The 1,310-nt window shown below is 65.9% G+C and carries 1 protein-coding gene; it reads left to right on the forward strand.

The annotated features are described in order from the left end of the window. The first annotated feature begins 57 nt into the window (after positions 1-57). Positions 58-1,298, forward strand: a protein-coding gene (locus tag J4O76_RS23335; RefSeq protein WP_426284551.1) for an IS3 family transposase whose coding sequence is annotated in 2 segments (ribosomal slippage) — positions 58-402 and positions 405-1,298 — 1,239 coding nt in all. Because the reading frame shifts where the segments join, the coding sequence is not laid out codon by codon here. The last annotated feature ends 12 nt before the right edge of the window (positions 1,299-1,310 follow it).

Raw genomic sequence — 1,310 nt, forward strand, 5'->3', positions numbered from 1 at the left:
TGAGGTGGCCCCCTAAATGACCTGACAGGGCCCCGCTCTTAGATAAGAGTGAGGCATATGACTGACGGTACGACCAGGCGTTACAACGATGGCGAGGTTCTCTCCGGTGTTCAGCGCCGGAGGCGGTGGACACCGGAGGAAAAGGTTCGGATCGTCGAGGAGACGTATCTACCGGGGATGAGCGTGTCGCTCGTCGCCCGCCGGCACGGCATTGGCGGCAATCAGATCTTCACCTGGCGGCGCCTGATGGCGCAGGGTGCGCTGACCGCCGCGGCAGCTGGCGAGGAAGTGGTGCCGGCGTCCGACTACCGTGCCCTCGAGGCGCAGGTGCGCGAACTACACCGGTTGCTCGGCAAGAAGGCCATGGAGAACGAGCTGCTCCGCGAGGCCGTGTCCCGGGCCGCAGGCCCAAAAAAACTGCTGTTGCGCTCGACCTCGTTGCCACGGGATGGACGGTGAGCGCGGTCGCCGAGGCGGTCGGCATCGCTCGCCCACACCTGTCCGCAATGCGCCATCGCCCAGCGCCCCGGCCACGCGGACGACCACCACTGCCGGATGCTGAGCTGGTCGCCGACATCCGCGCGCTCGTCGCCGATCTGCCAACCTATGGCTATCGCCGCGTTCATGCTCTGCTGCGCCGGGAGGCCGAGAAGACCGGGCGCGAAGCGCCCAATCCGAAACGCGTCTACCGCGTCATGAAGGTGCACGGGCTGCTCCTACAGCGAGGCGGCGAACGCCGCGAGGAACGGCGTCACGACGGCCGGGTCGCCGTCGACCTCCGCAACACCCGCTGGTGTTCCGACGGGTTGGAGATCACCTGCGACAATGGCGAGAAGGTGCGTGTCGCCTTCGCGCTCGACTGCTGCGACCGTGAAGCCATGGGACACGTGGCGACGACGGGCGGCATCACCGCCGAGGACGTCCAGGACCTGATGGTCGCCACGGTCGAGCATCGCTACGGCCAGGTGAACCGCGTGCCCGAACCAATCGAGTGGCTCACCGATAACGGCAGCTGCTACACCGCTCGCAACACACGTGCGTTCGCCCGGGGCATTGGGCTGATCCCGCGCACGACCCCGGTCAGCAGTCCTCAATCGAATGGCATGGCTGAGGCGTTCGTTCGCACCCTCAAGCGCGATTATGTCCGTGTGAACCCCAGGCCAGATGCGCAGAGTGTCATCGACCAACTGCCTGGCTGGTTCGCCCACTATAACGAGGTGCATCCGCACCGCGCTTTGCGCTATCGATCACCCCGCGAGTTCATCGCGCAAACCTGCGAGGCCCTGTCAGGCCTTTAGGGGGCAACAACA

Source organism: Sphingomonas sp. NFX23, from assembly GCF_049887795.1.
GTDB lineage: Bacteria > Pseudomonadota > Alphaproteobacteria > Sphingomonadales > Sphingomonadaceae > Sphingomonas.